The sequence below is a fragment of the Acidobacteriota bacterium genome (genome assembly GCA_033549365.1).
Taxonomy (GTDB): domain Bacteria; phylum Acidobacteriota; class Aminicenantia; order Aminicenantales; family Saccharicenantaceae; genus JAWSUF01.
The window spans coordinates 17,701-38,392 of record JAWSUF010000017.1 but is presented as its reverse complement, the minus strand read 5'-3'; the positions used below and the strand labels follow the sequence as shown (position 1 = coordinate 38,392).

The following is a 20,692-nucleotide window of genomic DNA, read 5'->3' as shown; positions in this document are numbered from 1 at the left end:
TAAGGGCTTAGCCAAACTGACGGAAACATATTAAGTGTATTATTATCAATAAAATACCAAAGCCAAGCAACAGAGGAGGAGAAATGAGGACAACACATCGGCCGGTTTTCGGGGGAGGGCTTGCCGTTTCGGCTTTCCTGCTTATTGCATTGTTCGTTTACGCCGACAAGGGCGGCATGACGCCGGCGGATGTGATGGCCACAAAAACGGTTTCATCCGCGGCCCTCAGTGCCGACGGCCGTTGGGCGGCCACGACCGTCAGCGTGCCCCGCGGCATCACGGAAGATCCCGGCGGAGCCTGGTCCGAACTCTATGTCGTCTCGCTGCCGTCCGGCGAAATCCGCCCGTTCGTCACCGGCCGGGTCAACGTCCGCTCGCCGCAGTGGCGACCCGGCGATAAGGAGCTGGGGTTCATCACCTCGCGCGGCGACGGCGCCCGTCCCCAGGTCTGGGCCATCCCGGTCACCGGCGGCGAAGCGCGCGCCCTGACCACATCGCCGACCCCGGTGATCGACTATCGCTGGCATCCGAAAGCCAACCACCTGGCCTATATCGCCCAGTCTCCTCCCGATGAAAAGGACCAGGTGCTCCGCCGGCGCGGTTTCGATTTCATCTATTACGAGGAAAACCTCCGCCACAGGAATCTCTACATCCTCGACCTCGACCGCCCCATCGGTCCGGATAATCCCGCCGTCCTCACCAAGGATGTGACGGTCTGGAGCTTCGAATTCAGCCCCGACGGCCGGTCGATCGCCCTGGCCTGCTCGGAAAAGAACCTCGTCGACCACCAATACATGTTCCAGGAGGTCAAGCTTCTCGACCTCCAGTCGGGCGATATGCGCTCCCTGATCAAGCACAGCGGCAAACTGGGCGGTTTTGCCTTCAGCCCCGACGGCGCCCACGTCGCTTACACGGCATCCCTGGACCTCAACGATCACGCCGTAAGCCAGGTCTATCTCATCTCCGTAAAAGACGGCGCGACGAAAAATCTCACGCCTCCGGATTTCAAGGGACACATCTCCTGGGCGGACTGGCGCGACAACCAAACTCTCGTTTATCTGGCTTCCGAAGGCGTCTGGAACAACCTCTATACCGTGCGCACCGACGGCGGGCAGCGCAACCGGATCCTGGCCGGAGAAGGGGAGGGACTGGTCTTTTCGCGGCCCTATTTCAGCGCATCAGGAAAGGACGCCCTGCTCCTGGGCCAGACACAGCGCATCCCATCTGAACTCTTCCATTGGACACCCGGGAAATCTCCGCGCGCTCTCAGCGACCTCAATCCCTGGGTGCGCGACCGACGCCTGGGCCGCCAGGAAATCATCCGCTACAAGGCCCGCGACGGCATGGAGATCGAGGGGCTGCTCGTCTATCCGGTCGATTATCGGGAAGGCGAAAAATATCCCCTGATCGTCACCGTTCACGGCGGCCCCGAGGCTCATTATTCGAACGGCTGGCAGACCGGCTATCTCCACCCCTCCCAGGTCCTGGCCGCCCGCGGTTATCTTGTCTTTCTCCCGAACTACCGGGCCAGCACCGGCTACGGCGTGCCCTTCGCCATGGAGGGTTTCATGGATCCGGCCGGCAAGGAATTCGATGACATCGCCGACGGAATCGAGCACTTGGCGGTCGCCGGCCCGGCCGATCCCGACCGCGTTGGCCTCGGCGGCGGGTCCTACGGCGGTTATGCCGCAGCCTGGTTCTCCTCTTACTACACGCGCCTCGCCCGGGCGACGACGATGTTCGTCGGCATCAGCAACCTGATCAGCCGGCGCGGTACGCTCGACATCCCCTACGAGGAGCTCTATGTCCACTCCGGGAAAAAGCTCGAGGAGATGTGGCAGCTCAGCCTGGAACGCAGCCCGCTCTACCATGCCCACCAGAGCCGGACCGCGGTTCTGATCCTGCACGGCACCGAGGACACGCGCGTCCATCCCAGCCAGAGTCTGGAATATTACCGGCGTCTGAAAATGACCGATCACCCGGCCGTTCGCATGGTGTTGTATCCCGGAGAGGGCCACGGCAACGCCCGTCAGACCGGACGCTGGGATGTGCTCTGCCGTCATCTGCAGTGGTACGACTGGTACGTGCGGGACAAAAAGCCCCTCGACGGACCGATGCCGCCGCTCGACGTCAGCGAATGCTTCGGCCTCGATCCGGCGCCCAAGAAGTGAATCAGACGGCGGTGCAGCTCAGCGGCCCATGGCCCTGAGCCCTTCGAGGCAGCCCCTGATGCCGTCGAGCGAATCGGGGCCGGTCTCGTGCTCGACGATATACCAAAGCGTCCCCGCGGTCGTTTCACAAGCCTCGAAGACGTCCTTCCAGGGAACATCGCCCTCGCCGATGACGGCGCCGTTCGGGCCGCCCTCCTCCTTGAGGTGAACGGTCAGGGAGCGACCGGGGTATTTCCTCAGCATGGCCACGGCGTCGCCGCCCCCGGCCAGGCAATTCCCGGTGTCGATCTGCATGAGGACACGTTTGTCGGTATTGTCGAAGAAGATCTCCCACGGCGTCGTTTCGCCCAGCTTCTTGAAATCGTGGGCATGAGCATGGTAGCCGATCCTCATGCCCAGGGCTTCGGCCCGGGGCAGAATCTCGTTGAATATGCGGGCGAACTCGAGCCAGCCTTTTTCGTCGACGGCCATGAGGCTTGGAACGATGAGATACGGGTTTCCCAAAACCGCATTCAGTTCGGCGGTGGCTTCGAGGGCATCTCCGGTGAGGGTTTTCAGTCCGGTATGAGTCCCGCAACATTTAAGCCCGTTGGCATCGAGAAGTTTTCGAAGCTCCCCGGGTTTGTCGTCCCAGCCGTAATACCCGGCGAATTCGATGCCCTCGTATCCCATTTGAGCGATGGCCTCGATGACTCCGGGAAAGTCCTTGGCCGCCGCCCCGCGGACGGAATAGATTTGAACCCCGACCGGAATTTTTTTCGTCGCTACGGGCGACTTTCGTGACGGCCCGCCAAAGGCCGGTCTGTCGAGCCCCGCGAGACTCACCGCTCCCGCGCCAAAAACCGCCGTCCTGATAAAATCCCGCCTCGAAACATTCCGTATCCTCTGATCGTTCATGCCGGCCTCCTTTTGTCTCTTGGGTCTCAACGTCCTTATATACAAATCCCGCCGCCGTTTCAATGTCCGATTGAAGCGGCCGTAAAGCTTGACGCCGCCGGCGGCAAAGGCGACAATCTGACCTGTCATTGATTCACATCGGATTCAGGAGGTCGTCCCATGAAACGTATGCTCGTTTCCGCTTTCATCGCCGCCGCGCTTTTTTGCAGCATTTCGCCCGCCCAGGAACAAACGCCGGACAAAATGTACTGGGGAGACGAGGTCCCGCCGGAATGGAACGGAACTTGGCCGTCCGAATTCCTGACCGTCCCGGAAAAGACCGGCTACACGCGGACGACCTCGGTGCGCGAACTCCATGAGTTCATCTCCCTCTTGAAATGGAACAGCGAGAACGTCCACGTCTTCGATATTTTCACGAGCCCTCTCCGGAATATCTCTTCGGCCGTCGTCCTGGCCAACCCGCGGGTGACCACGCCTCAGCAGGCGAAGGATTCCGGGAAACCCGTTATCTATCTCCAGGGCAGCATCCACCCGCCGGAATCCGAAGGCACGGAAGCCCTGCTCATGGTGATGCGCGAAATCCTGATGGGCGATCGCAAAGACCTGCTCGACAACCAGATCCTCATCGTCGCCCCGATCTTCAATGTCGACGGAACCGAGACGGTCAGCACCCGCGACGGCCTGCCGCACATGGCCGGATCGCGGTCGAACGCAGGCGGCTTCGATCTCAACCGGGACGGCGTCAAACTGGAAACCCTCGAAGTCAACGCGCTCTACACGAACGTCTTCAATCCCTGGGATCCCGTCCTCATCTACGACGCTCACCGGATGGGATCCGGAAACGCCGCCTACGCCAACGCCTACGCCAACTCCACGGTGCCGGCCGCTCACCCCGCGCCGCGCGGCTATGTCTGGGATACCCTCTTTCCCGAGGTTCGCACCCTGGTCCGGAAGAACTTCGGCGTCGAAGTCTTCTCCCATGCCCTTTTCGACAAGGCCTGGCCACCTACGACGTGGAGCCATGACGCGGCGATCTGGAGTGTCGAGGCCAAGTTCGTGGTCTCCAACTACGGACTTCGAAACCGCATGTCGATTCTGACGGAGACGCCGGGCCGCGTGGGATTCGAACGCCAGATCTTCGGTCATTACGCTTACGTCATGTCTCTCCTGGAATACACGAACGTTCATGGAAAAGAGATGGCCGCAATCTGCCGGAAGGCCGACGAGGAAACCGTGGCCCGGGTGAAAGCCGAGGCCGAATCCGGCCGCCTGCGGAACTGGGTCGAGGGCCGCTACGAGTCCCGGGGCAAGATCGATCTTCTGGCCTACCGTGACATTCCTGTCGGCCTGCTTCCCGGCACAAGCGTGCGCGGGACGCTGCCGGACGCATTTGCCGGTCCGCCCGAGATCGTTCGCGGTGTCGAGGATCTGACCAAGCCTGTGGGCACGCGCGATGCCGCCGTTCCCCGCGGTTATTTGATCCCGGCTGATATGACCGACATCGTCGCCAAACTGAGAACACACAACATCCGGGTGGAGGCGCTCGAAAAGCCGATGACCGCGGAGGGCGAACAGTTCGTCGTCAACCGCATGTCCAAGGTCCGTCGCGGCGGGTACGATATGACCGTTCTCGAAGGCGGCTTCTTCGGCCCGTCCGTCCGCGAATTCCCGGCCGGCACGTTTTTCCTGGACATGGCTCAGCCCATGGCCAACGCCGCCTTCTATTACCTGGAGCCGGAGTCCATGGACGGCTTTGTAGGCTGGGGCGTTCTCGACGCGGCGCTCAGCGCCCTCGGCGCCGATGTCCGCCCGGTCGTCTACCCAATCTTTAAATTCAAAAAAGAGGTCCGCTGACTCTTCGATCCTCGACGAATATTTTTTTCATTTTTCCTCTGTCGCGGCGACTCAATTCTTCCAAGGGTGGTGGTGATGCCGCCTGCTCCTTGAAATTCCTGGGAGGAGTTGAGGGAAATGATGAAAAAAAACGGGAAAGCGAAAAAGAAAACCCGGCCGGCCATGCCCGCCCGGATTTTCGCCATGGCCTCGCCGCGGTCCGTCGGCGGCGTTTCCATGTTCGATGCCGTGGGAGGGATCCGGGCCGGAACGGTGGGCGGGTTTCAGTCGGAGCCCAAGCGGATCAAAGAGGCCGTCCGCCGCCTGAGCGCGGCCGGATTCGAGATTCTTCAGGTCAATCCCTTCACCATCAACATCGCCGGCTCCCAAAAAACCTATGAAAAGGCTTTTCGGACAAAGCTGGAAATTCAGCGGCGCAGAGTGATCAAGTCCGGCGCGGTCAAAGACTTGGCCGAGTTCATCGAATGTCTTGACACATCGATGCCCGGCCTAATTGCGACCTCCGGAACGCCGTTTGACGATGTGTTGGAGGGCGTGGCCATCGAGGAGCCGCGCTATTTCATGGGGCCGTCGATTTCGCCGCCGCCGGTGCCCTATTGGCATTTGAAAGTGCCCGCCGATGTCTCTCTGGGTCTCAACGCGGACCGGGCGCACCGTGCCGGCATCACGGGGAAAGGCATCCGGGTGGCCATGGTCGACAGCGGACAATTTGCGCACCCGTTCTTTTCCGGACGAGGCTACCGGGTGGCCCCTGTCGTCCTCGGTCCGGGAGCGGACGATCCGGACTGCGACGAATCCGGACATGGAACGGGCGAATCCGCCAACGTCTTCGCCGTCGCCCCGGACGCCGAGCTTCTGCCGGTTAAAATGAGCTTCACGAACACGATCGCCGCATTTCATGCGGCCGCGGCCCTCGGTCCCCATGTCATCACCTGTTCCTGGGGCAGCGACATGCGTGGTCCCGAGCCGGAACTGAGCGCGGCCGGTCAGGCCCTGGCCGCTGCCGTCGCCGCCGCCTGGGCATCGGGCATCGTCGTTGTTTTCTCCGCAGGCAACGGCCACTGGGGTTTTCCCGCCCAGCACCCGGATTGCATCGCGGCGGGAGGCGTGTTCATGGATTCCGACGGAACGTTGCGCGCTTCGGACTACTCCAGCGGATTCATGAGCCACTACTTTCCGGGCCGCCGGGTGCCCGATGTCAGCGGACTGGTCGGCGAACAGCCGAAGGCGATCTATATCATGCTGCCGGTCGAACCGGGCTGTCAGATCGACACATCGCTGGGTGGCGGGACGTTTCCCAACGGCGACCGGACCGGCAAACAGGACGGCTGGGCCTGTTTCAGCGGAACCTCGGCCGCCGCCCCGCAGTTGGCCGGCCTGGTCGCGCTCATCAAGCAGGCCGCCCCTGACCTCCCCCCCGCAGATGTGCGTGAAATCATGAAAAAAACCGCCCGGGATGTGGTCGAGGGCCATTGCAGCCCTTTCACGGGCGCTCACCCAGCGACGGAGGGGCCGGATCTTGCGACTGGTGACGGCTTGGCCGATGCCTTTGAATCCGTGCTTCTGGCCAAAGGCTGACCGGGTCTCGGCTCGATGTTTTCAAGTTTTTCCGGACTGTCCCGACTCAAAGGGTGAAATGGCTATGGAAACCGCAATCTCTCTTTCCACCGGAAGGGAACAATTGGATTTCGGCACAGATGCGGACATTGATGCGGCGGTTCGCGCTCTGATGTCGACGGGGGCCGTTCAGATCAAGATCCTGATGAACTCCAAGAAACGCCTTCATGACGCTCTCGACACCCTGCCGGCATGCTTTAAAATATTGGCCGGCGATTATTGAAGAGCGGCGAGGCGACGTCGGAGTTCTCCGGCGTTTTACCCCCGAAGGGTGCGGATCCGGTCATCATCTCCGCAACCTTTCCAGCCAAACCCCCGCCAACTCGCCCAACATTTTCAGGATCACGACGGCGACAAGACCTCCCCTCGAATTGGGGCTCTTATCGGCGATCTCATCGAATTCTTGGGTCTTGCCGCGAGAGTTGTTGTTTCGTGTTTGACCAGCAGCTCCTCGAAGCGGTGATCCCTCTTCAGTGCGGGGAAGCGGTAGTCCATCCTGATATAAGGCACACTGACCCAACCCGGTCGTGAAAGGAGATACTCGAGCTGCTCGATCGCCCTCTCAGTGTCGCCGAGGATCGTGTAGATTTGCGCGAGTTCGAGTTCGCCCGGTATCCCGTACACTGCGTCCTTCGACACCGGCAGGAGCTCGACGCCGAGTTGGCCCTCGCGTACAGCCTCCTCCCTCCGATCCAGCCCGGCATAGGCCACGCCGAGAGAGCTGTGGTAGAGGGCGTTCCTGGGCCTGGCCCGGACCTCGGCCTCGAGCATCCGGATCGCGGTCTCAAATCCCTCCCGGGCCTTTTCCTTCTCCCCGAGCGAAGCCCGCAGCACCGCTGCGAGGAGGACCTTTGGGGCGGCCTGGACCTTGAGGCGGATCCAGCCTTCCGGGTCAGACTCCATGCGCCGGATGGCTTCGGCAAAACGCCCTTCACTGCTCTCCTGCCAGAACCAGCACAGCTCGGTCCACTCATGGTCCTTGGGGAGGAACTCCAGCGCCGAGCGAGCCTCGGCCAGGCCGTCGCTTCCCCTCCAGCTCCAGAGATTGAACACTTTTACTAGATACGGCCAGGCCTGGTCGGGAGAAAGGGCGATAGCCCGGTCGGCCGCCTCGGCCGCCTCGGGATAGCGGCGCAGCCACCACAATGTCTCGGCCACGTCGACCATCGCCGATCCGTCCCGGGGACTGAGCGAAGCGGCTATTTTGTAGGCTTCGAGCCCGCGCTCCCATTCGCCGTGCATGCGGAAAAGCTCTCCCAGGGCCGCCTGGATCTCGACGCTGTTGGGCATTCCCTTGGAGGCGGCCTCGAACTCGGTTCGGGCGGCCTCGGTATCCCGCTCCACCCACAAGTGGTAGTAACCGGCTGCCAGATGCACATCCGGCGATTCGGGAGCGAGCCCGGCGGCCTGGTCCAGGGCACGGCGGGCCAGATCGCGCCGCTCCGGAGTCAGATCATGGCGATAATAGACAAGGCGTGCATGGGCCCTGGAAAGAAACGTCCAGGCCAGCGCGAAATCGGGATCGAGATCGGCCGCGCGCTCGAAATCGCCGAGCGCAGAAAGCCAAGTCGAAAGGGTGAAGTGAGGCTGTCCGGCCAGAAATCTTCCTCGCAGAAACGCCTGATACGCCTCCATGTTCACGGTCGGCCGTTCCTCGAGAGAATCGGGTTTGTGTTCGAGCAGGGTGAGACCGAGCCGGGAGACGACCTCCCGGGCGATCGCCGACTGAACGCCGAAGATGTCGTCCATGGTGAATTCATAGACATTGGACCAGAGATTTGTGTCGTCATCGACGCGGATGAGTTCGGGTGTGATGCGGACCCTGTCGGGTATGTCCTGTCCGCGAGCCCAGCGGACTGTTCCGGTGAGCAGATACCTTACGCCGAGTTCATCGCCGATCTGGCGGGGACTCTTGGTCGATCCTGCGTACAGGGCCGCGGATGTCCGTGAGACGACAACCAGCCCCTGGACCGAAGCCAGGCGTCCGGTGATCTCGTCCGTGACGCCCGCGGCGAAGTAGGCATCGTCCCCCGAGCCCAGGTTTTCAAAGGGCAGCACCGCGACGCGCTCGCCTTCGGCCGGGCCGGCCGGACCGCTCTTTCTCATAAGGATTCCGCTTCTCCATAAAAATACGGCGGCGGCCGTTACGAGCAAAACGGCGAAAACGGCGCCCGCAATCTGCAGGCCGCGCCTCGGCGCCGGGGGAACCGATGCGGGATGATCGCCCGGTTTCGCCGTTTCGCGGAGGCTGAAGGCCAGGTCGCACGCCGACTGAAAGCGCTCTCCGGGATTTTTCTCGAGGCAGCGGCCGACGATCCGGTCGAGATCGGAAGAGATGTCGGTGCCGGGGAGATCCATTTCGGGGACCGGGTCCTTCAGGATTGCGGTCATCGTCTCCACGGGAGTGTCCCGTTTGAAAGCCCTCCGGCCGGTCAGCATCTCGTAAAGTACGCAGCCAAGAGCAAAAATGTCGGAGCGGGCGTCGGCGGGTTCGCCACGCACCTGTTCCGGTGCCATGTACCCGACCGTTCCGAGCACGGCCCCGGGCGCGGTATCCGGCGGTGCGAGCGACAACGTCGCTCCTTCGACCGGTCGGACCGGTTCGGTCCGGGCCAGCCCGAAGTCGAGGATCTTCACGCGTCCGTCACGGGTGAGAAAGATGTTTTCGGGTTTCAGGTCGCGGTGGACGATTCCGGCGCCGTGGGCCGCCGCCAGCCCCTCGGCGAGAGCCGCGGCCGTGTCCACGGCCCGACGCCACGACAGGTGTTCATGCCCGAGACGCTCGCGCAGAGTTTCGCCTTCAAGAAGCTCGGTGACGGCATAGGTGGTCTCGCCCTCTTTCCCGAAGTCGAAGATCGAAAGAACAGCCGGATGTGACAGCCGGGCCAGAGCCCTCGCCTCCCGCTCAAATCTGGCCAGGCGGTCGGGGTCACCGGCGATCGCCGTGGGCAGCACCTTGATCGCAACGTCCCGTTGCAGCCTTTCGTCCCGGGCCCGGTAGACTTCGCCCATGCCGCCGGCGCCCAGGGGGGCGACGATGCTGTAAGGACCGAGGCGTGATCCGGCTGACATCGTCATGTTTTGATGCCATGATAAATCCATCCCGAAGAGGATGTCAATTGTTCAAAACGCGTCGATTGGTGCCGCGATCGCGATGCCCACTCTCAGCGATCGGGGCCGGCCTGGGCGTCGGGGCAGATGATCCCCGCCCAGCCTCCGCCGGGAGCCAGTTTCAGGATCAACCGGGTTTCCGAGTTGACGGCCCGTGTTTCGAAGCGGAAGCCTTGTGTCCAGCCGCCTCCGGGCCGGTTCTTCCGGGCTATGATATGATGATAAAGGAAAGACAAATATCAGGAAATCATGAAACATCCACGAATTTTCGGCTCCCCAGCCAAAACGGCCGCCGTTCTGATTCTTCTCCTCCTCGGATCCGTCCTTTCGGGATGGGCCGAGGAGATCCGCCTTTTTGAGCGCGGCGCACCCGCGGGCCTCATGCCGGCGCCTCCGCCGGACTTTCCGGCGGCGGTGAGAATGCGTCCCGTCGCTCTGGCACCGCAGGTCCGAACGCCCGGCCTTCTCACCGAAGGCGATACCCTCGTTCTCGATCTTTTCCCCGACAGGGTCTACAGAGCCCGGATCGACCGTACGGACGTCAATGTCAACGGCACGCTGACGATCCGAGGTCGGATCGAGGGACATCCCCTGGGCTATGTGCTCATCTCCACGACTGAGGGGCGCAGCCTGGCTGCCGTCCGGATCCCCGAAACGAGCGAACGCTATCTTATTCAAAGCGAGCCCTCCTCCGCCCGCACGCATTACCTGATCGAGCCGCTGGCCGATCTTCTGGATGTGGCTCCGGTCGGCCCGTCCCGTCGACCCCCTCCCCCGACGATTCAGGAAAACGTGGAAATTGCTGGAATAAAAGAAAAGATAGCCGCCTCCGGACCGGAAGATCCGGCCTACATCGACGTGATGATCGTCTACACACCGGCGGCCCGGGATTGGGCCGATGCCTCGGGCGGCGGGATCGCCAATGTCGTCGCCCAGGCCATGGCAAAGGCTCAGCTGGCTCTTGACAACAGCAACACGATCCTGACCATATCCCTGGTCCGATCGTTGGAAGTCGATTACATGGAAAGCGGGGATTCCGAAGTCGACATCGACCGGCTGACGTTCCATGCGGGTTATGATCCATGGGATCGCGATCCCGACCGATACATGGACGAAGTTCATGAGTGGCGGGATCGATACGGTGCGGACCTGGTGTCCATGTTCGCCCGCGTCGATGATGTGGGGGGCCTCGGCTGGCTTCTGGACCGGCCTTCCGGACGTTCCCGGTTGGGTTTTTCTCTGGCTCGGATTCAGCAGGCGGCTCATACCTTCACCCATATCCACGAAATGGGCCACAACATGGGCTGCGATCATCACAGGGATCAGAACGAGCAACCGGGCCCGGGGTTGTTCGACTACTCGGCGGGCTGGCGCTGGGTCGGAGACAGCGGCGGCCGGTTCTGCTCGATCATGACTTACGAATCCGGGCAATACTTCGCCGACGGGCAGCGCCACATCCGGACGGCCCATTTTTCAAACCCGGATATTCTCCATCAGGGTGTCTCCACGGGCCTTGCCGATAAAGCCGACAATGCCCGCAACATCCGCGAGGTCAAACATGTCGTGGCGGCCTATCGCACCGTTCCAACGATCCGGCTGACGATCATGGCCGGGTCCGGGGGAACAACGGACCCGGCGCCCGGCATTCGCTCTTATATCGTCGGAGACAAAGCCGTCGTCACCGCTGTTCCTTCCAACCATCATGCTTTCGTCGAGTGGTCCGGAGACGCCTCGGGCTCCGCCAACCCGATCGAAATCGTCATGGACCGCGATAAAATCGTCAGGGCGAATTTCCGGATCGTTCAGCCGCCCGCGAATGTTTCCGGCCGCCGGATCGAAAACCGGTCTCTTCTGCAGCGGGAACATATCAACATCCTGCGCTGGCAATCCAACTCGGCAAACGAGGGGATTGCGATCTCGTCCTACCGCATTTATCGGATCGAAGGCGGCTTGCGGATTCTGATCGGCGAAACGTCATCCGCCGTTTTTGAATATTGGCACCGCAACGTCAGCGCGTCCGGGCCCTATGTCTACGAGATCGTCGCCGTCGGCTCGGGCGGCCGGGACGGACTTCCGGCCTCGATGACGATCCGTTAATTCAATCGAGCCTCGAACCGGTCGCGCTCTCACGTCCCGGCTTGATGTTGAGACCCAAGGTTGCCAAAACGATTCCTCAATTGATAGAGTAGATGCGGAATGAACCGCAGGATTGCTTTCATTGCAATAACAAGTTTTTTATGTCTGATTATGGTGGGCACTCTGATGCTGCGGCTGCCCTCAGCCACCCACGCCCAGTTCCTGCCCCTGGAAGATGCTCTCTTTACCGCCACGTCGGCGGTCACCGTCACGGGGCTCATCGTCTGTGACACCCCCGTCGATTTCACGCGATTCGGTCAGATCGTGATTCTGGTCCTCATCCAGCTCGGAGGCTTGGGGTTCATGAGCTTTTCCACCCTGATTATACTCCTCTTTGGGCGTCCTTTGTCTCTCACCGACCGGAGCCTTATCATCAGCGACTTCACCACCGGTTCAGCCCGCAACATCCGAAGCATCGTCATACGCATTTTTCTGTTCACCATAACTTTTGAGACCGTCGGAGCTGTCGTGCTCTATTTTCAGTTCTCTCACCTGGAGGGCAGCCGGCGGCTTTTCTCCGCGGTGTTCCATGCCGTTTCGGCTTTTTGTAACGCCGGCTTCTCCTTGTTCTCCAACAGCTTGAGGGACTTCACCGCATCGCCGGGGATCAATTTGACCTTCATCGTTCTGATCTTGGCGGGCGGTATCGGCTTTGTCGTACTTAAAGATATAGCAGGATGTCTAAGTTTCCGGAACCGTGTCGTTTGCCGAATCAGCCTGCATTCCAAAGTGGTCCTGACGGTGAGCGGCCTTCTCGTTCTGGCGGGATTCCTGGTGATTTGGCTGGAGGAGCTCTCCAATCCCACGAAATCCCTCGCCGGCGGCTCACGATTGCTGGCATCGCTTTTCCAGTCCATTACGGCAAGGACGGCGGGATTCAATACCATCGAGATGAACATCCTTTCGCCGGCCTCCTTGTTCATGATCATGATCCTGATGTTCATCGGTGCCTCACCGGGCTCCACCGGGGGCGGTGTTAAAACAACCAGCGTGGGGATGGTCTTTGCCTACATTCGTTCTCTTTTGCGCGGACGGGATCGGGTCAGCCTTCATTACCGCCGCATCTCAGGAAAAAACATTGAAAAGGCCCTCCTTGTCATCGTTTTGTCATTGGGCGTGGTGGTGATCAGCTTCCTGCTGTTAGCCAGCTTTCAACCCGGGCTTCCCTTTCAGGACCTGCTCTTTGAAACGATCTCCGCTTTCGGCACCGTGGGATTGAGCTTGGGAGTCACACCTCAGATGAGCCTGCCCTCCAAGATCGTCATCATGATCACGATGCTCATCGGGCGTGTGGGGCCCCTCACTCTGCTCATTGCCCTGAGCCGCAAAGAATCCCGGGCGGAGTTCCAATATCCGGAAGAAAGCATCATGATCGGGTGAAAAAGGAGAGTATTCGTGAAAAAAATCGTCATCATCGGACTCGGCAGTTTCGGGATCAACCTGGTGCGCACGCTGTCCCAGGAAAAGGACCTGGAAATCGTTGCTGTTGACTTGGACGAATACAGGGTCAACCTGGTTAAGGATATCGTCACCCGTCCGGTTGTCATGGACGGCACGCGGCGGGCGAACTTGGAGACTCTGGGGGTTGGGGAGATGGACTGTGTCGTTGTCTCCATGGGACCCAAACCGGAACCCAGCATTCTTGCTGTGTACCTTCTCAAGGAGTTGGGCGCCCCCAGAATCATCGGCAAGGCGATTTCTGATGATCATGAAAAGATCCTCTTTCTTGTGGGAGCCACGGAGGTTTCCTATCCCGAGCGGGATATCGCCCGCAAGATCGGTTTTCACATCCGCTATGAAAACACACTGAACTATCTGCCCATTGAGTCGGGTTATGTCATCCAGGAAATCGCTCCGGCGGATTCCTTTGTCGGGAAAACTCTCGATAAAATCCAAATGCGCCGAAAATACAATGTCACGATCATCGCCGTCAAATCTCATGTCCCCGAAGAAACCTTCATCAATCCCGGGGCGGACTATGTGATCAGGAACAGCGACAACCTGTTGGTTTTCGGCTCGGAGGAAGCCGTCTCCAGGCTGCATAAGCAAATGAACAAAGGCCGTTCTGCGTAGAACAAGGATATGAAGAGACCGAACGATCGCCGTCAGAAAATCCGCCGGAGGGCCGCTCCGGCCTGGGATCTTCTGGTTGACGCCGTCGGCCGATTCAGCCGAAACGGCGACGGCAACCAGGCGGCGGCCATCGCCCTTTATGCCATCCTCTCGCTGATTCCGCTGTTCATCCTCTCCATTCTGGTCATCAGCCGTTTTTTCGGCGCCAACCCGGAAGTGCAGCAGGAGGTTCTGGACGGCATTCACGCGGTCCATCCGTTTTTATCCGATGAACTGATGGCCCAGTTGGGTGTGATCGAGGAAAAGCGACAGGTCCTGGGGTGGGCCGGGTTGGTGAGTCTGCTCTGGTTTGCCTCCATGATTTTCGGTGTCGTCGAAAAAGCGCTGGACATCGTCTTCCGCTCGCCGACGGAACGCAGCTATCTGAAGTCCAAGATTCTGGCCATGGCCATGATCCCAGCGGCCTGGGCCGCCGGCATCGCCAGCGTGGTGCTCACATCCCTGGCGGTCCGGCTGACGGAACTTCCCTGGGTTCGGGCGCTCTGGCCGCCCGGTTTCGACTTCCTGCGCGGAATCGTTTTCGGCTACATGGTACCCTTTTTTCTTGTGGTTCTTATCGCCGCGGTTGGATACCGGATCATTCCGACCCGGAAAATCCGTATGGCCCGGGTCTTCACCGGCGCCGCCGTGTTTGCCGTTCTCATGGAAGCGGCCAAGCATTTTTTCACCTGGTACATCGCCCGCCACACCCGCTACAGTGTGATCTTCGGCTCGCTGGAAACTGTCGTGATCCTGGTGATCTGGGTCTTCTACGTGGCGCTGATTTTTCTTTTTTGCGCGGAACTCATCGCCGCGTTTGAACGGAGGCATCTCGTTCTCCTGGAAAAATCCATGCTGGGACACAAGGCGCCCGCGGCCGGGATCGAGGATCGTCTGTATGCGAAGTTCGGCTGTCTCTATCCCCGGGGCGCTTATCTTTTCCGGGAAGGGGATGCAGGGCGGGAGATCTTCCATATCCTGTCCGGCCGGGTCCGGGTGGAAAAAGAGTCGGCTCCGGCAAAAAAGTTCCTGACCGAGATCGGCCCCGGAGAGTACATCGGGGAAATGGCGGCCTTGACCGGGACGCCCCGGACAGCCTCCGCCGTGGCCGTCGAAGACAGCCGGATCGCGGTGATCGACGAACGGACTTTCCGCGATCTTTTGAGGGAGAGCGAGCACATCGCCGTTCTGATGCTGAAGGAGTTTTCCCGGCGCCTAAAAAACACCAATGACTCTTTGGACGAATTGAATCAAACCCGGACCCGGCTCTTGGCCCTTCTCATCCTTGCCGCCGACCAGCCTTTCGAGAAAGGCCGCGAACCCACGGTCGCGGGCATTGCGGCCTTGACGGGAGAGGATGCGGACGATCTCCGACAGGTCATGGCCGGGCTGGTCGAGGAGGGCTGGTTGACTCTCAAGGACGGGAAAGTTACGGCTATCAAGATGGATGCCATTCGGGAGGCCGTCCGAAGCCGGGAATTTCCAGCCTAGCGACCTGGGCTTCGAGAATCCGGCCCGTACTCGCGGTCATATTGTCCGGATATTGTCGTTTTGACTTCTGATGTGTGATATATTTATATCCGCAAGGAGGTTTCTCATGTTTTCAGCAGATATTTATGTCGCAAGACGCAACCGGTTGAAGGAGCGCATCAAATCAGGATTGCTTCTGTTCCTGGGCAACGATGAAAGCCCGATGAACTATGCCGACAACACCTATCATTTCCGCCAGGACAGTACGTTTTTGTATTATTTCGGACTCGACTTTGCCGGCCTGGCCGCGGTCATCGACCTTGACGACGGCACGGAGACCATCTTCGGCACCGAACTTACGGTCGAGGACATTGTCTGGATGGGAACCCAGCCCACGCTGATCGAAAAAAGCCGTCTGGTCGGCGTTCAGAAAACGGCGCCGGCGGCCCGGCTCGCCGAGATGCTGTCTGTTGCCAAGAAAAGCGGCCGCACCGTTCACTTCCTGCCGCCCTACCGCCCCGAAAACAAGCTGAAACTTCTGGATCTTCTGGGGATTCCGCCGGCGCAGGCGGCCCAATCCGCGTCCGTTGAGTTCATCCGTGCCGTTGTCGATCAGCGGAACATCAAGTCCGCGGAGGAAATCGCTGAGATCGACAGAGCCTCGGACGTCTCCGTCGACATGCACGTCGCCGCAATGACGGCCGCCCGGCCGGGTATGAAAGAATATGAACTTGTTGCCGAAGTGCAGCGTGTTGCCCAAGCGGCCGGATGCGGCCTGGCCTTTCCCATCATTTTGACCGTCAACGGGCAGACCCTTCACAACCACTATCACGGCAACACCCTGAAAAATGGAGATCTCGTGCTTTGCGATTTCGGCGCCGAAACCGCCCGGCATTACGCCGCCGACCTGTCGAGCACCTTCCCGGTCGACCCGGTTTATTCCCCCCGCCAGCGGGAGATTTGCGGGCTGTCCCTGGACGCCTACAACGCCGCCGTCGCCATGCTCAAGCCCGGAGTGCCGTTCCGTGATGTCCATCTCACCGCCTGCCGAGTCATCGCCCGGGGATTGAAGGATCTGGGCCTCATGAAGGGCGATGTCGACGAGGCGGTGGCCCAGGGGGCCCATGCCATGTTCTTCCCCTGCGGGACCGGCCACATGATGGGACTCGATGTCCACGATATGGAGGATCTGGGCGAAGTCTATGTGGGATATGACGGTGAACCCAAAAGCACCCAGTTCGGCCTGAAATCACTGCGCCTGGCCCGGCCCCTGGAACCGGGATTCGTTCTGACCGTCGAGCCGGGGATTTACTTTATCCCGGAATTGATGGACAAGTGGCGTTCCGAGGGCAAGTTCATGGACTTCCTGAACTATGACAAGATGAATGCCTACCGCGGGTTCAGCGGCGTGCGCAATGAGGAGAGCTTCCTCATCACGCCCGAAGGTTGCCGCCGCATGGGGAAGGACAAACCCAAAAGCATCGAGGACGTCGAAGCCCTGCGCCGGTAGATCGGCGATATACGGCCCGGCGGGCTTGCCGGTCGGAACACTCGTCCCGCTCCGGATGACGGTGAACATCGTCGTTCCTGGGATCTGCCTCCCGGGCTTTCAAATGAGCGTGTGGTATAATTAAAACCAACGCGATGTCGTTCAATATCACTTTATAACCGCCGTAAGGAGATGAGTTATGGCAAAAACGACCAAAACCACGAAATCGCCGAAAACCGTAAAAGCAGCGCCCCGGACCCGGAAAAAACCGGATCCCGTAAAAATACAGGAAGAAATTTCCAGGCGTGCCCACGAAATCTGTATGGAAAGAGGCGACGGGCCGGGAGATGCTCTTTCCGACTGGCTGCAGGCGGAACGAGAAATCAAGAAAAAGCACAAGCTGAAGTAGAAACGGAACATCTTGCAGGTCTCCCGGGGGTTGGCGGGCTCCAGAACCGGGATATGGGCCATCGCCGCGAAGATGATCGGGGAGTTGAAAGAGTCAATCCTCTTACGGAGCCGACATCATGATGCTGTACGCAATGGCTTGAGGGAAGCCGTGGAGGAGCGCGGGGACGAGAATGCCGCCGGATTTCTCCCGGACGTAGCTGTAGACCAGTCCGCTGAAGAATGTCCAGAATCCGGAGCTCCACGACAAGCGCCAGTCGCCCCCAATCAGATCGCCGAGGCTCAAAACATGCATCAATCCGAACAGAGCCGAGGTCATGATAACGCCCCAGCCCCACGAAACTCCATAGAAGCGAAACGGCCGTCTCCAGGCTGAATTCAGCCGCGACTGGATGTATCCCCGGAACAGCAGCTCTTCGCCGGGTCCCAGGAACATGATAAAGAAAACGGTCGAGATCATGGTTTTTTCCATGAACCCCTGCGCTGCGGGATCTCCGGCGAGCATGACAAGAACAAATCCCGGAAGCATGGCGCCGGCGGAGACCGTCGGTTTTTTCCTCATGATGAGAGCCAGTGTGAAAAGAAGCGCGATGCGGATTCCCGCCAGGAGAATTGCGTGATCCCATCGTTTGGGGTTGAGAAAGGCAAAGGCCAGGGAAGCGATCGCGAAAGGCACAAGCGCCGTCATGAAAATATCCAGTTGGCGCTTCAGACTCTTCAGGGTCAAGCCGTAATCCGCCGGATGTCCGCGGCGGCCGGCGATAAGAAGCAGCGGCAAAGCGTTATTGACTTAAGCCCCGATTGTACTTATATTAAAAATGTTGCGGCGAGGGCTGTACGGGTGATATGCCCGAGATGCACGGGGGAAAATCCCGACATACAAAACTTCTGCGGTGATTGCGGAACTCCGCTCGTCGACTCGTCCTCCTCAGGCGACACCGACGAAAACCTCTCTGAAACCCAAATCCTCCCCGGGATCGAACTCCGAACCGGCGATGTCTTCGCCGGCCGCTACCGGGTCATCGAGCTTCTGGGCGAAGGCGGCATGGGCCGGGTCTACCGGGTCCTCGACAGGAAGATCGACGAGGAAATCGCCCTCAAACTTATCCGGTCGGAAGCCGCCTGCAACCGGAAGGCCCTGGATCGTTTCCGGTCCGAACTTAAAACCGCCCGCCGGGTCATTCACAAAAACGTGGCCCGCGTCTACGACCTGAACGAGTCGGGCGGCATCCCCTATATCACCATGGCCTATGTCCGAGGAGAGAATCTTCGCAGTCTGATCAGGAAGGTCGGTCGCCTCGACACCGCCCAGGCCGTTCCCATCGCCGTGCAGATCTGCCGGGGTCTGGGCGAAGCCCATCGCCGGGGCATCATCCACTGCGACCTGAAGCCTCAGAACATCATGATCGACGGGGACGGAAAGGCGGAGATCATGGATTTCGGGCTGGCCCGGCTGGCGAGTTCCGTCGGGCTCACGGAAAAAGGACCGGCCGAGGGAACGCCGGCCTACACCGCCCCGGAACAGATCGAAAACCGGGCCATCGATCACCGGGCCGATATCTATTCGCTGGGTGTCCTGCTCTATGAAATGGTCACCGGGCATCCGCCTTTCAAAGCCTCAAGCGCCGCCGCTCTGGCCAGGAAACATCTGAGTGAGGCGCCCCGGGATCCCCGCAAGGCGAATCCCGATATTCCAGCCGCGCTGGCCCGGATCATCATGATCTGCCTGGAGAAACAACCTGAGCGGCGGTACCGAAATGCCGGTGAAATCCTGACCGATCTCGAAAAATTGGTTGAGCCCGGACCTGCGCCGCAATCCCGTCCGTTGTTTCTGTCGAAAGCCCTGCGCCCGGCCGCCGGACTTCTTGTTCTGGGCGTTGCCGCTCTTCTGGCCTTCCAAGCCCTCCCCATCAAATCCCTCATGCCGTCGATCGCCGTCCAGTTGGATCTAAGAGGCGATGTGGAGGAATCTCTCCGTCAGCAAATGCGCGGCCTGCAGGCCAACACCATTCAGAAGCTTTCCAGCATCCCCCGCCTCCGGGTCATCCCCTGGGAGACCGTGGCGGATTACGGAAATCCGCGCCGCGCCGACAAGACAATCGGTAAGGATCTCGGCGCAAAATATCTTCTGCGTCTCTATCCCAGCGCGGACGAAGCCGATTATCGATTGACGGCCAACCTCATTGACGCTCCCAAAAGCGAAATCCTCCAATCCTTCATTATCGTTCGCCCCAAAGAAGCCTATTTCGAACTGGAGGATCAGATCCCCGTGCTCCTAGCCCGGGCCCTCAAGGTCGATCTTGTCGAGGAACAGCTGCGGACGATCAAGCGCGGCCGGGAGCCGAAAAACATCGAGGCCTACAATCATTACCTCGACGGCATGGTTGTTTACCGCAAGGACTTTGAAGAAGCGGTGAGCCATTTTGAAAAGGCCATCGAGATCGATCCCGGCTATGCCCTCGCTTACTGGGGATTGGGGTATACCTACGAGGCGCATTACAACATCCCCGGTGGAGACAAAAACAGGGAAGTCCTGGACCGGATGCTCCAGGCTTACCGGACGGCTTTTCACATCAATCCCTATCTGCCGGAAACGAACCTCGGCCTCGGTTGGGCCATGTTCACCGAAGGCAACAATGCCAAGGCTTTCGAGCATTTTCAGCGGGCTCTCAATCTCGATCCGGAAAGCGTCATGGTCAACCGGGATGCCGGGGCCTTCCTCCGAAGTCTGGGCCTTTATGACCAGGCCGTCAAATATCTGAAGCGGGCCGCCCGGCTGGACCCTCATGATCCCGAGACCCTCATGCAGATCGCCCAATGCCGGGCCTACATGGGCCGGCACGCAAGCGCCCTAAAACTGATGAAAAAGGCCCTGTTCATCGGCGCGGCCGACCTGCAGGTTTTAAACGCCTATGCCATCCAATTGGTGATGACGGGACATCTCGAAGAAGCCGAGATGGCGATCCAAGCCTTCGAGAGAATCGACCCCATGAAACGCAGACCTTTCCTTCCATCCGCTCTCATCGCCGTGACCAGAGGGGACAGGGAAAAGGGGATGGCCTTGATGAATGGGACGGGGGAGGAACATGTCCCGGCCCTGCCGGTGACAAACCGGTGGCTTTCACCCGAAGGAACGTGCTTTTACCTCATCCTGGGGATGAAGGACGAGGCCCTGCTGAATATTGAAAAAGGGATCGAAACCGGATTCGCCGAGCGCGGGATGTATCTCTACCCCTATCCCTCTCTCTCCCGCAATCCCAATTTCAAGCCCCTTCGCGGCGATCCCCGTTTCCAGAGCATCCTGAAAAATCAGAAGGAATTTTACCTCAAAGAACTTAAGAAGTTCAAAAAACTCTAAAAAGTCCTCTTGGTTAAGCCTCCCAAATCTGGTATCGTGGGGGTCTGAATCCGACCGTAGAGGAGTCCT

Annotated in this window: 15 protein-coding genes; 11 read left to right on the top strand and 4 right to left on the bottom strand. The window is 59.9% G+C overall.

The features are described 5' to 3' along the window. Nucleotides 1-83 precede the first annotated feature (83 nt). Nucleotides 84-2,171, top strand: a complete 2,088-nt coding sequence (locus SCM96_14925; GenBank protein MDW7761918.1) for a S9 family peptidase — start codon at nucleotides 84-86, stop codon at nucleotides 2,169-2,171. Nucleotides 2,172-2,189: 18 nt separating this feature from the next. On the opposite strand, the gene SCM96_14920 is transcribed toward SCM96_14925, so the two are convergent. Next, nucleotides 2,190-3,068 (bottom strand): sugar phosphate isomerase/epimerase, encoded by an 879-nt coding sequence (locus SCM96_14920; GenBank protein MDW7761917.1) that lies wholly within the window; start codon nucleotides 3,066-3,068, stop codon nucleotides 2,190-2,192. Between the two features lie 159 nt (nucleotides 3,069-3,227). On the opposite strand from SCM96_14920, the gene SCM96_14915 reads away from it, so the two are divergent. The 3 genes from SCM96_14915 to SCM96_14905 all read left to right on the top strand — a co-directional run bounded on the left by SCM96_14915 (nucleotide 3,228) and on the right by SCM96_14905 (nucleotide 6,762). Next, nucleotides 3,228-4,922: a M14 family zinc carboxypeptidase gene (locus SCM96_14915; GenBank protein ID MDW7761916.1), complete on the top strand. Its 1,695-nt coding sequence runs from the start codon at nucleotides 3,228-3,230 to the stop codon at nucleotides 4,920-4,922. A gap of 117 nt (nucleotides 4,923-5,039) precedes the next feature. After that, nucleotides 5,040-6,500 (top strand): S8 family serine peptidase, encoded by a 1,461-nt coding sequence (locus SCM96_14910; GenBank protein ID MDW7761915.1) that lies wholly within the window; start codon nucleotides 5,040-5,042, stop codon nucleotides 6,498-6,500. Nucleotides 6,501-6,564: 64 nt separating this feature from the next. Next, the gene (locus tag SCM96_14905) at nucleotides 6,565-6,762 is read left to right on the top strand and encodes a hypothetical protein (GenBank protein MDW7761914.1); all 198 of its coding nucleotides are present in this window, start codon (nucleotides 6,565-6,567) and stop codon (nucleotides 6,760-6,762) included. Nucleotides 6,763-6,881: 119 nt separating this feature from the next. Here SCM96_14905 and SCM96_14900 read toward each other — a convergent pair whose 3' ends face one another. Together SCM96_14900 and SCM96_14895 are read right to left on the bottom strand one after the other, a co-directional pair. Further along, a complete protein-coding gene (locus tag SCM96_14900) occupies nucleotides 6,882-9,617 on the bottom strand; it encodes a protein kinase (protein ID MDW7761913.1) in 2,736 nt (911 codons plus the stop codon). Between the two features lie 86 nt (nucleotides 9,618-9,703). Then, nucleotides 9,704-9,886, bottom strand: coding sequence for a hypothetical protein (locus SCM96_14895; protein MDW7761912.1), 183 nt, complete (start codon nucleotides 9,884-9,886; stop codon nucleotides 9,704-9,706). Nucleotides 9,887-9,899: 13 nt separating this feature from the next. Between SCM96_14895 and SCM96_14890 the strand changes: the two genes are divergently transcribed. From SCM96_14890 to SCM96_14865, 6 genes are all read left to right on the top strand, one after another. Continuing rightward, nucleotides 9,900-11,747 (top strand): M12 family metallo-peptidase, encoded by a 1,848-nt coding sequence (locus SCM96_14890; protein ID MDW7761911.1) that lies wholly within the window; start codon nucleotides 9,900-9,902, stop codon nucleotides 11,745-11,747. Nucleotides 11,748-11,897: 150 nt separating this feature from the next. Continuing rightward, nucleotides 11,898-13,166: a TrkH family potassium uptake protein gene (locus SCM96_14885; GenBank protein ID MDW7761910.1), complete on the top strand. Its 1,269-nt coding sequence runs from the start codon at nucleotides 11,898-11,900 to the stop codon at nucleotides 13,164-13,166. A 15-nt stretch (nucleotides 13,167-13,181) separates the two neighbouring features. After that, the gene (locus SCM96_14880) at nucleotides 13,182-13,859 is read left to right on the top strand and encodes a TrkA family potassium uptake protein (GenBank protein ID MDW7761909.1); all 678 of its coding nucleotides are present in this window, start codon (nucleotides 13,182-13,184) and stop codon (nucleotides 13,857-13,859) included. A gap of 9 nt (nucleotides 13,860-13,868) precedes the next feature. Beyond that, nucleotides 13,869-15,389, top strand: coding sequence for a YhjD/YihY/BrkB family envelope integrity protein (locus SCM96_14875; GenBank protein ID MDW7761908.1), 1,521 nt, complete (start codon nucleotides 13,869-13,871; stop codon nucleotides 15,387-15,389). Nucleotides 15,390-15,495: 106 nt separating this feature from the next. Next, on the top strand, nucleotides 15,496-16,878 hold the full coding sequence (locus SCM96_14870) for an aminopeptidase P family protein (protein ID MDW7761907.1): 1,383 nt from the start codon (nucleotides 15,496-15,498) through the stop codon (nucleotides 16,876-16,878). A gap of 178 nt (nucleotides 16,879-17,056) precedes the next feature. Beyond that, nucleotides 17,057-17,266, top strand: coding sequence for a DUF2934 domain-containing protein (locus SCM96_14865; protein MDW7761906.1), 210 nt, complete (start codon nucleotides 17,057-17,059; stop codon nucleotides 17,264-17,266). 102 nt (nucleotides 17,267-17,368) lie between these two features. Here SCM96_14865 and SCM96_14860 read toward each other — a convergent pair whose 3' ends face one another. Beyond that, on the bottom strand, nucleotides 17,369-17,992 hold the full coding sequence (locus SCM96_14860; GenBank protein MDW7761905.1) for a CPBP family intramembrane glutamic endopeptidase: 624 nt from the start codon (nucleotides 17,990-17,992) through the stop codon (nucleotides 17,369-17,371). 114 nt (nucleotides 17,993-18,106) lie between these two features. Between SCM96_14860 and SCM96_14855 the strand changes: the two genes are divergently transcribed. After that, nucleotides 18,107-20,623, top strand: coding sequence for a protein kinase (locus tag SCM96_14855; protein MDW7761904.1), 2,517 nt, complete (start codon nucleotides 18,107-18,109; stop codon nucleotides 20,621-20,623). Nucleotides 20,624-20,692 lie beyond the last annotated feature (69 nt).

Excerpts from the sequence above, each read along its gene's own strand:
- SCM96_14925 (MDW7761918.1), top strand. The coding sequence starts at position 84 with ATGAGGACAACACATCGGCCGGTTTTCGGGGGAGGGCTTGCCGTTTCG.
- SCM96_14900 (MDW7761913.1), bottom strand. The coding sequence starts at position 9,617 with ATGACGATGTCAGCCGGATCACGCCTCGGTCCTTACAGCATCGTCGCC.
- SCM96_14870 (MDW7761907.1), top strand. The coding sequence starts at position 15,496 with ATGTTTTCAGCAGATATTTATGTCGCAAGACGCAACCGGTTGAAGGAG.
- SCM96_14875 (MDW7761908.1), top strand. The coding sequence starts at position 13,869 with ATGAAGAGACCGAACGATCGCCGTCAGAAAATCCGCCGGAGGGCCGCT.
- SCM96_14865 (MDW7761906.1), top strand. The coding sequence starts at position 17,057 with ATGGCAAAAACGACCAAAACCACGAAATCGCCGAAAACCGTAAAAGCA.
- SCM96_14890 (MDW7761911.1), top strand. The coding sequence starts at position 9,900 with ATGAAACATCCACGAATTTTCGGCTCCCCAGCCAAAACGGCCGCCGTT.
- SCM96_14885 (MDW7761910.1), top strand. The coding sequence starts at position 11,898 with ATGGTGGGCACTCTGATGCTGCGGCTGCCCTCAGCCACCCACGCCCAG.
- SCM96_14910 (MDW7761915.1), top strand. The coding sequence starts at position 5,040 with ATGATGAAAAAAAACGGGAAAGCGAAAAAGAAAACCCGGCCGGCCATG.
- SCM96_14915 (MDW7761916.1), top strand. The coding sequence starts at position 3,228 with ATGAAACGTATGCTCGTTTCCGCTTTCATCGCCGCCGCGCTTTTTTGC.
- SCM96_14920 (MDW7761917.1), bottom strand. The coding sequence starts at position 3,068 with ATGAACGATCAGAGGATACGGAATGTTTCGAGGCGGGATTTTATCAGG.
- SCM96_14905 (MDW7761914.1), top strand. The coding sequence starts at position 6,565 with ATGGAAACCGCAATCTCTCTTTCCACCGGAAGGGAACAATTGGATTTC.